The sequence below is a fragment of the Staphylococcus sp. EG-SA-2 genome, from assembly GCF_017152085.1.
Window position 1 is genome coordinate 1 of the sequence record NZ_JACYHC010000852.1, and the last position, 1,128, is coordinate 1,128.

General features: G+C 34.0%; 1 protein-coding gene. It reads right to left on the reverse strand.

Features of this window, described 5'->3' with window-relative positions; translation table 11 throughout:
* Window positions 1-175: 175 nt before the first annotated feature.
* A complete protein-coding gene (locus IDG60_RS15275; RefSeq protein WP_000705657.1) occupies window positions 176-1,054 on the reverse strand; it encodes a superantigen-like protein SSL4 in 879 nt (292 codons plus the stop codon).
* Window positions 1,055-1,128: the final 74 nt, after the last annotated feature.

A 1,128-nucleotide genomic window follows, 5' to 3' on the forward strand; every position in this document is an offset into this window, starting at 1 on the left:
CGATAGATAGGGATTTACAGATAAATTCAGGACTCTTCCACGTCATATTTGGACCCATCGAAAATTCGGGTTCTCAAATCATCGAACATAACAAAAGAAGCTAAGCAACATGTAGGCCGTTGTCACTGAACTTCTTGTTTTTCCGATGACAGCTTCTATTTAGAGAATGTCATGATTATTTTATATTCACTTCAATGTTATCAATATTAGTGCCATCTATGACGTCTGCCATGCGATTTTCTTGTAATTTTTTGTGTAATTCAAACGTGTACTTTCCACCGTTTTTCATGTTAATAACAATTTTACCTGAACCAACGTTACCGTACAGATTATGATTTTCAATAAGTTGTTTTCTCAATTTAAAATCAAGTTCTTTCAAGGAAATCTGCTCTTTAGTAATCTTGAATTCTGAAACATCATGAGAGATTGTACCTTTATTATCTTCTTTAGTAATTCTTACTCCTGCTTTGTGATCAACTTTTTTACTATTACTCTTTGTGATACCACCGACCGAGTATCTTTCCACTCCATATTTATTTTTTTCTTCTAAAACGACAAATACATCGACATTCCTATGTACTCCTTCATCATATTTTTTATCGTCTTTTCCAACTAAAGCTATTTTATATATGAAATAATCTGGAACAATATTCATAAATCTTATTGTCGTCCATTTTTTTAAAATAATACCAATCTCATTTTTAAATTCTAAACTTGGTTTCGTATAATACGCTCTTAAATCTTTAAATTTAGGATTTATTTCTGTTGGTACTTGTTTTGTGGTTGGCGATTGTGGTGTTTCCACTTTAGTTGAAGATGGTGTTGTCGCGTTCGGTGTTTGTTGCGGTGTTTCCACTTTAGTTGAAGGCGGTGTTGTCGCGTTTGGTTTTGATTGCGGTGCTTCTACTTTAGTTGAGGGCGGTGTTGATTGTGGTGCTTCCACTTTAGTGGAAGATGGTGTTGTCGCGTTTGCTTCTTGCGTTGTCGTTGTGATTACACCCGTTGTTAAAAGGCCTAGTGCTAAACTTGTTTTAGCAATTGTTGTTATTTTCATAGTTGTATGCTCCATTCGTAATTATTAGATTTGTTCGATTACATTCATTGAATCATACAGCTTTATTATAGATG